The organism is Kitasatospora sp. NPDC004240 (assembly GCF_053603215.1).
Genome location: NZ_JBSGFD010000300.1, coordinates 1 through 7,105 on the forward strand (window position 1 = coordinate 1; position 7,105 = coordinate 7,105).

General features: G+C 71.9%; 6 protein-coding genes and 1 pseudogene. 3 read left to right on the plus strand and 4 right to left on the minus strand.

The window, feature by feature from the left end; all coding sequences use genetic code 11:
* Window positions 1–269: 269 nt before the first annotated feature.
* Entirely contained in the window at window positions 270–1,484 is a 1,215-nt protein-coding gene (locus ACWEQL_RS39490) for a TolB family protein (RefSeq protein WP_452155954.1), read from the minus strand.
* 173 nt (window positions 1,485–1,657) lie between these two features.
* Window positions 1,658–2,569 carry a hypothetical protein gene (locus ACWEQL_RS39495; RefSeq protein ID WP_452155956.1) on the minus strand — a complete coding sequence of 304 codons (912 nt, stop codon included), beginning with the start codon at window positions 2,567–2,569 and terminating at the stop codon, window positions 1,658–1,660.
* 167 nt (window positions 2,570–2,736) lie between these two features.
* Between ACWEQL_RS39495 and ACWEQL_RS39500 the strand changes: the two genes are divergently transcribed.
* Window positions 2,737–2,889, plus strand: a complete 153-nt coding sequence (locus ACWEQL_RS39500; protein WP_452155958.1) for a hypothetical protein — start codon at window positions 2,737–2,739, stop codon at window positions 2,887–2,889.
* Between the two features lie 56 nt (window positions 2,890–2,945).
* Here the strand turns inward: ACWEQL_RS39500 and ACWEQL_RS39505 are convergent, their stop codons facing one another.
* The gene (locus tag ACWEQL_RS39505; RefSeq protein ID WP_452155960.1) at window positions 2,946–4,136 is read right to left on the minus strand and encodes a methyltransferase domain-containing protein; all 1,191 of its coding nucleotides are present in this window, start codon (window positions 4,134–4,136) and stop codon (window positions 2,946–2,948) included.
* A 406-nt stretch (window positions 4,137–4,542) separates the two neighbouring features.
* Between ACWEQL_RS39505 and ACWEQL_RS39510 the strand changes: the two genes are divergently transcribed.
* Both ACWEQL_RS39510 and ACWEQL_RS39515 read left to right on the plus strand, forming a co-directional pair.
* Window positions 4,543–6,225 (plus strand): hypothetical protein, encoded by a 1,683-nt coding sequence (locus tag ACWEQL_RS39510; protein ID WP_452155962.1) that lies wholly within the window; start codon window positions 4,543–4,545, stop codon window positions 6,223–6,225.
* Window positions 6,226–6,357: 132 nt separating this feature from the next.
* Window positions 6,358–6,642 carry a hypothetical protein gene (locus tag ACWEQL_RS39515; protein WP_452155964.1) on the plus strand — a complete coding sequence of 95 codons (285 nt, stop codon included), beginning with the start codon at window positions 6,358–6,360 and terminating at the stop codon, window positions 6,640–6,642.
* 57 nt (window positions 6,643–6,699) lie between these two features.
* Here the strand turns inward: ACWEQL_RS39515 and ACWEQL_RS39520 are convergent.
* Window positions 6,700–6,906: pseudogene (locus ACWEQL_RS39520) on the minus strand (transposase); the annotation flags it as partial.
* Window positions 6,907–7,105: the final 199 nt, after the last annotated feature.

The following is a 7,105-nucleotide window of genomic DNA, read 5'->3' on the forward strand; positions in this document are numbered from 1 at the left end:
GGCGCCGGCCCCGGCCCGCGCGGGGCGGGCGCTGTGGGACGGCCGGGGCGCGCGGCGTATGTGGCCGGGCGGTTGTTCCGGGCCCGGCGGCAACGCCCGTGACGGGCCGTCGTGGCCAGCGGGCGGTGTGCGTCCCCCGCGGGCGGCTGCGGTGTCGGGGGTGCCCCGGGTCGTGGGCGCTGCCCGGAAGGCGATGTGCGTGACCAGGGGAGCGGGGGCCGGGGCGGGCTGGTGGTGCGGGTGAACGCCTCGTCCCGGCCGCGGGCGGGTTACTGCCAGGTGACCAGCTGCGGGTCGCCCTGAGCCTTGACGGCCGCCGACTGCACGCCCGTGACCATTTGTGGGGTGGCCCCGGGGGTGAGGTCGAGGCGGTAGAGGTCGGTGGTGGTGCCTTGTTCGGACAGGAAGGCGATGGCCTTGCCGTCCGGGGCGAGGACGACATCGCGGCACTTGCGGTCGGTCTCGGGCAGGAGACGCTCCACCGTCTCGGCCTTGGTGAAGGCCGTATCGAAGCGGATCCGGTAGAGGTTGGTCTTCGCCGAGCAGATGAGGGTGTGGTCGTCGGGCCAGACAGCGGGCCGGCAGCCGTCGGGAACCGTGTTCGTCCCGGGGAGGCTCTTCTTCCCGTAGGCCTCCCGGCCGAGCCGCGCCGGATCGACGTAGCGGTCGCCGAACGGGGCGGGGGGCGCGTCCATGCGCCAGATGCCCGGCTGGGCCCCGTCGGGGGCCGCGGCCATGGTGCCGGACGGGTTGATCACCACCTCGTGCGGCTCGCTCAACATGGGGTAGCGCGGCCACGGCTGGTCGCCCTGCAGGGCGAACGGGCCGCGCAAGGAGGCGCCGCGCTCCTTCGCGCCGTCCTGCTTCGCCAGGTCCCGGCTCATGATGCGCTGGTCGCCGGTCGCGTACCAGAGGGTGGAGGTCCCGCCCTGGAAGAGCGGCATGGTGTCCTTGGGCGAGGAGGCGTAGGCGTCACCGCTGGGAGCGGGGACGGCCGCGCTCTGGGCTTGTAGGGTGAAGGCGGTGGCGACGGTGCCCGCGCCGCCGGGTCCGGGCAGTCGGCCGGCCACCAGGGAGTAGTCGGCGTTGAACGCCGCGCGCAGGGCGCCGGCGGCGCCCGGGCGGGTGTCGTAGTCGCGGCAGAGCGTCCCGGGGTCGGCCCCCTTGGGCAGTTGGGCCTCACGGTGGGCGGCGGGCTTGCCGTCGGCGGTGGACAGCGCCACCACGCCCAGCGCTTTGACCGTGTCCGCCGGTCCGCCGCCGGTCACGGTGCGGCAGTAGACCACCACGATGGTCCCCGCCCGGGTCAGGTCCTTGCCGTCGCCGGCGTTGCCCGGCCCCGCCGACGCACCGGCCGGTGGCGGCGCCTGCCCGTTCCCGCTCGCCGCCGTCCCGGCCCCGGCCGAGCCGCTGCTGCAGCCCGCCACCGCCACCGCCATCGCCGCGGCGATGGGCCGGACCCAGGACTCCACACGCGGGCTCATCGAGGCCCCTCCCCGTCAGAACGCATCCTCTTGATCAACAACAAGTGACTACCAGTCACTCCCCGTTGCTGGCAAGGCCGCCGGACACCGCGCCGCAGGAACCCCCGCGAGTGGCGCAGGCACAGCCGCCGTCTCACAGCCCTGGCCTCGGGCGGACCGGCCTGGCCCCCGGGTCAGCGCACCGGTTCTGCCTCGGGTGGGGACGGGGGTTGTACCCAGGTGGCCGACTCGCGGAAGGCCTGCCAGGCTTCGTCGAACCCGTCCAGCACCGCCTCGGCGGTCATCCGACGGCCCACGCTGCGCAGGTACTCCCCTTGGTCATACAGAGGGAGGGGGCGGTAGTCGGCGATCTCCTCGAGTGCTTGCGCGTACATTCGCAACGGGTCCAGCTGCTGCTGGACGGCGGTCGGAACCCTGAACTCCACCGCGCCAAGGCAATCCCCCAGCTCCCGCCGCATGGCAACCACCATCGACCGGGTGCTCTCCCGCCACTGGCGCGCCTCCTCGACACCGCCCTTCAGCCACTCGACGTTGCCGTGCCTGCGCCGGGATTCGGGATCCTCCTCGCACTCCAGAGCGACCGCCGCATCCATGAACCGCTCGAAACGCTTGTGCAGAGCCCGTACGGCCTCCGCCACAGCGCAGAAGGTCTCCTCCAGCGGCCCCGTCCGCAGGGCCCGCAGCCGCTTCGCCCGCAGCGAGGCCTGGCCAGTCCCGGTGCCACCGTTCGCCGAGCCCGGCCCCACCTCGGTGTCAGGACCCCGTGATCCACGTACAGCACCCCGCGGACGCCGTTCCTCCCAGGCCTTATGCCGCAGGTCCACCCAGTATCCGTTGACCGACCTGTGGGGGTGCCCCCGCCTCACGGCGCGCGCCTGCAACAGCTCGACCAGCACCTTGAACGTGGGCTCCCTGGACGGCACCACCTTGCCCGCGAACCAGCCACTCAAAGACGCCTTCGAGAACACCACCGGCGGCGTCTGCTTCCCCCCTTGATCGATGAGCTGCCGCATGCTCCAGCCCGAGGCCTTCCACAGCGCCAACAGTTCGTCACCCAGCCGCTGCGCCTTCTCGCCCGGTTCCACCACGCCCCCCGTTCGGTCCGAACCCCGGCCGAACACTAGTTGACCCCCGTTCGAGGTGCCGATTCGTGCCGTTCGGCGCCGACCGGCCATCGCCGAAACCTTTTCCGGCAGGTGGAGTGCTTCCAACCGCCCGGCACCAGCGCCGGGCAGACCTCCGGGAGCACTCCGTGCACTGTGTGAAGAACGTCCTCCACCGCACCACCCGTGCGCTGCGAACCGCCTGCCGACACCCTGCTGCCGAACCCATCGCGCAGGCCGTGCTCAAGGCCGTGCTCGACCCGCTCGTCCACGAGTTCATCGACGCGCTGCTGCGCCTTTGACACATCCAGCCCCGGGCGGACTCCCGGCACCGGCGGAGGGCTGCGCCGTGTCGGGGTCAGCCGGTGGGCGGGCTCCAGCGGTGGTCCGGGTCGTCGAGCCACACGGTGCGCTCGCCGGTGTGGGTCACGGTCAGCCCGAACCGCTTGTAGTCGGGTTGCCCGGCCTTGTCCCAGGCGCTCCGGGCGGCGTGGATCTCGTCCCACAGGCGCCGCGGCCCGCTCTGGCGTACCTCGAACTCATCCGCGCCGGGGACGGAGTCGACCGTCGCCCAGGAGGTGACGGCGGTGTCGAAGAACCACCAGGTCACCATGGACCCGTACGGTGCGCGCCGGTAGTACACGTCTGGCAGGCGGGTGCCGATGGCGAACTGCGCGAGCCAGGAGGACCCGATGGCCTCCGGGTCCAGGCCGGTGACCGACGCCAGTGCGTCGCCCGGCCAGTCGCCGGGCAGGTAGGCGTCCACGGGCGGCGCCTGGTAGCGCTGCTGGCGCATTCGCATGAAGTCCGAGGGACCGGTGAACCGCCCGCTCGCGCCGTGGCCGTTGTCGGCGACCCGGAGACGGGCGACGGCGCCGCCGCCGAACAGGGCCGCCGTCGGGGCGACGATCAGCCCGCCGGGTGCGGTCTGCCCGAGCCAGGCGGTGGGCACGCCTGTGACCAGGCTCGAGCAGGTGGCGACCAGCCGGTCGGCCCGCCCGCCGGCGCCGACTGCGGCGTCGGCGCCGTCCCCGACCAGGACCCGCACCCCTCCTAGGCCCGCGGTTGCCAGGTTCGCCCGCGCGAGGTCGGCCACCGACTTGTCGATCTCGATGCTCACCACCCGGTCCGCACCGAGACGGTGTGCCAGGAGAGCGGCGTTGAATCCCGGCCCGGTGCCGACCTCCCGGACCCGGTGACCGTCCTCGACGTCGAGGTCACCAAGCATCAGGGCCACCATCGTCGGCATGCTCAGGCTTGAGGTGAAGTCCCGCTGCCCGCAGGCCTTCTCGCCGTCGTCCCACTGCGTGATGGCCGGGGTGTCCCGGTAGGCGCCGGCCAGCCACCCGTCCGGGTCCGCGCCGCGATCACGCAGCACCGCGTCGCCGTCGACGAACTCCCAGTACACCGCCGGCAGGAAGAGATGCCGCGGAACGGCCTCGAATGCCGCACGCCACCGGGTGTCCAGCGCGCCGGCACCCGCGAGCCGGTCGGCGAGCGCCTGCCGGGCACCCACCCCGACGTCAGGCCCCGCCTGGTCGATGCTCACTTGTGCTTGGGTTCCGGCGCGGGGTTCTGACCATCCGGACTGGGCTTGGGCCCGATCTGCGGACCGCCCGGCTTGGCGTGGGCACCGCCACCGCCGTCCTGCGCCCCACCCTTGTTCTCATCACCCATCGTCAATCCCCTCTCACGCAACGAAATCCCCATCGTGGTGCGCCCCCAGCACCGGCCGCAAGACCGCCGTCCACACCTACACCCCGGCAGTACGCTCACCGGCGCGCTCGCGCCCCAGCCCCGCGCCAACCCGCAGGAGAACCGTTTGCGGTGGGCCCAGAGCAGCGACTGATACCCCCGACGGCATCCCATCCCCACTGCCGGCCACGACCTGGTCAGGGATGCTCAACTTCGGGCTGCTGTCTCGGCCACGCCACGCCGTCCCCGAGACTGGCCGGGTGCCTGACCACAAGGAGACCAACGTCCGGCTGCCGTTCTGCGCTCTCGAGGCCCTGGCCGCGATCAGGGCACGGTGGGGGATCTCGCGGGACGCGGCGGTGCGCCGACTGCTCGCGGACCATGTCGAAGCCCAGGAGCAGTGCGAGCCCGAGGCCCGGCTCACCCATATCTCCACCGTGCTGCGCTACCCACCGCCGCCGCGTCGGCGGCGGGGGCCGAAGGAGGGAGGGATCCTGCGGCTGCGCGCCCCCTCCGACCTGCTGGAACGGGCCCGCGCCGTCTCGCTGAAGCTGCCCGGCCAGTACGAGCGCGCCCACCGCGACTACCAGGGTCGGATGCTGACCGACGCGGTGATGACCGCCATCGCGGTCGCCGAGTCCTTCACTGACGACTTCCTGAACGGCCTGTTCCCGGTGCTGCGCCACCGGGCGGCGCTCGAGCTGTGGCTCCTGGCGACAGCCGAGAGCAGTACCGAGCCGGAGAGGGACCTCCTGATCGAGGCCATGATCATCGATGCTCGCAGGAAGCGGCGAACTCAAGCGCCCCCGCTCGACGATGCCCAGCGGCGTCTGTGCCGGGCGGCGGATCTCCTGGCCGAGGAGGTGGCCTGGCACTCCCCGGACCGCTTCCAGGCCGTCACGCGTCTCGCCCACCGTATGCTCACCGAACCCGGAGCCGAGGCGAACGAACAACTGCTCTACGACCAGTGGGAGCAGTGTCACCCCCTGTTCCGGCAGACCATCCGAACCACCGCCGCGTCTCCGTACGCACGGCAGGCGTTCTCGGCACCCGCGCCCAACCGGGCGGGACGCGGCGGAGCCGCGGTATGGCGGGCCTTGCGCAAGACCGAGCTGGAGGACTTCGAGGAATGGCTGACCGACGGCCGGGATGCCGACCGTGCTGAACGCGTGATGGGCACGCCCGGATGGCTGCTGCGCAGACCAGCCGCCTGGCACGCCCGTACATCGGACCTGTCCGCCGCAGGGCAGTTGCCCGGGCCGCTCGCGACCTGGGTGGCCGAGGGCAAAGTGTTGGCCTTCCCCTACAAGAACCGGTGGGCCGTCTGGCCCCTGCAGCGCCGTCCAGGCCAGCCCCACTGGGAGCCGGTGCCCAGCATCGAAGCGCTGACCACCGCAGCCGCCGGCCTGCGCCCCGACCAGATCACCGGCTTCATCGAAGCCGTGCTCATCGACTGGAACCACGAGAGTGCCGAGGAGGCCACTGTCCCCATCCTGCTGGGCCTGTCCGCCGACCAGGCATACGCCTTCGGCCTCATCACCCCCCAACAGCAGCGCACAATCGTGGCGCAGGACCGCGCCACCACCCTGAAGGACATGAACGCCGTCATCGATGCCTTCAAAGACGGCGGGCTCGATGACGAGCGGCTGGAGCGCCTCCGGGAAGCCCGGAGCAATGCCACTGAATTCCGGAGCCTCGTCATGCGGTTCGGCAAACACGCCAGACGCCGAGACGGCATGTACATCGGATCCGAGTTCACAGAGACCCAGACCACCTTGCCATGGCCGCGGCAATCGGTGGCTGGCGAACTCCTCACCGCCACCCCCGCCCACTTGGTGCAGTGGCTTGCCAGCACGGCCCACCAGCGAAGCCGCCAGCTCTTGGATCACTCCGTCCAGCAGGCGTGGCAGCGCGCATCCGACCAGTACAGAGACCACATGTGACACCCACAAAGCCCCTCGCGACTCCGACTTTTCCCCCCTTCCCTGAAAGTGGACGCAGATCCGAGCACGAGCCGGATCCCGACGTTCGCGCGCACCAGCCCGTGTGCCCGCCCGGCAGGGGGAGACCTCGCAATGCAGCCCGCCCACCGACCTCTGACCACGGCCATCGCCGGAGGCATCGCCACCATGGTGCTGACCCTGGCCGGCGCGCCGTGGTGGCTGACCGCCGCCGCCTTCGGCTGCTTCGCCCTGGGCCTGGTCGTCGTCGCCATCCAGTCCCTCATCCCGCAGGAGTCAGCGCACCAGCTGGCCTGGTGGCGCGCCTACTGGCACCACCGGCAGCTGCGCCGCCAGACCCCGGGCGCCGACCACGTGCCGCCGACAGCCAGCGAGGACCAGGGGGACACCGGCGTCTAGCACGCACGCTGCCGAGTGCCGGACGCAGCGCCGGACACGCTACTGGCCCGGCGCGCCGTCCCTCCACTGCCGGAACCGATTGGAGACGGTCGACCAAGCACCGAACTCCGTCGGTATCTCCCGCCACTGCCCGCCCGTCCGGAATCGCCAGATCACGCCCTCGAACTGCTGTCGCAGCCGCTCCGGGTACGGGCCGTACTCGCCGATCGGCAGGTACGGCTCGATCAACACCCACTCAGCATCCGTCAGTTGCGCTCGCGTCACGCATCACGGTCTACCGGATCAGGACTCGCCGCGAAGGTGAATCGTGCAGATTGATCACGACCGAATACGTGCCCTAGAACCTAGGGGCACCGCGGGGGGACAACGTCCGGCCGCAGCCGTCCCCTGCAGCCACCGTGCGGGTGCCGCTCCTCGCCGGCCCGCCACCGTCCTCGCCGGCGCCCGCCCGGGCGGGCGCCGG

Bases quoted from the DNA above. Each gene is read 5' to 3' on its own strand.
- ACWEQL_RS39490 (WP_452155954.1), bottom strand. From the start codon at position 1,484: ATGAGCCCGCGTGTGGAGTCCTGGGTCCGGCCCATCGCCGCGGCGATG.
- ACWEQL_RS39515 (WP_452155964.1), top strand. From the start codon at position 6,358: ATGCAGCCCGCCCACCGACCTCTGACCACGGCCATCGCCGGAGGCATC.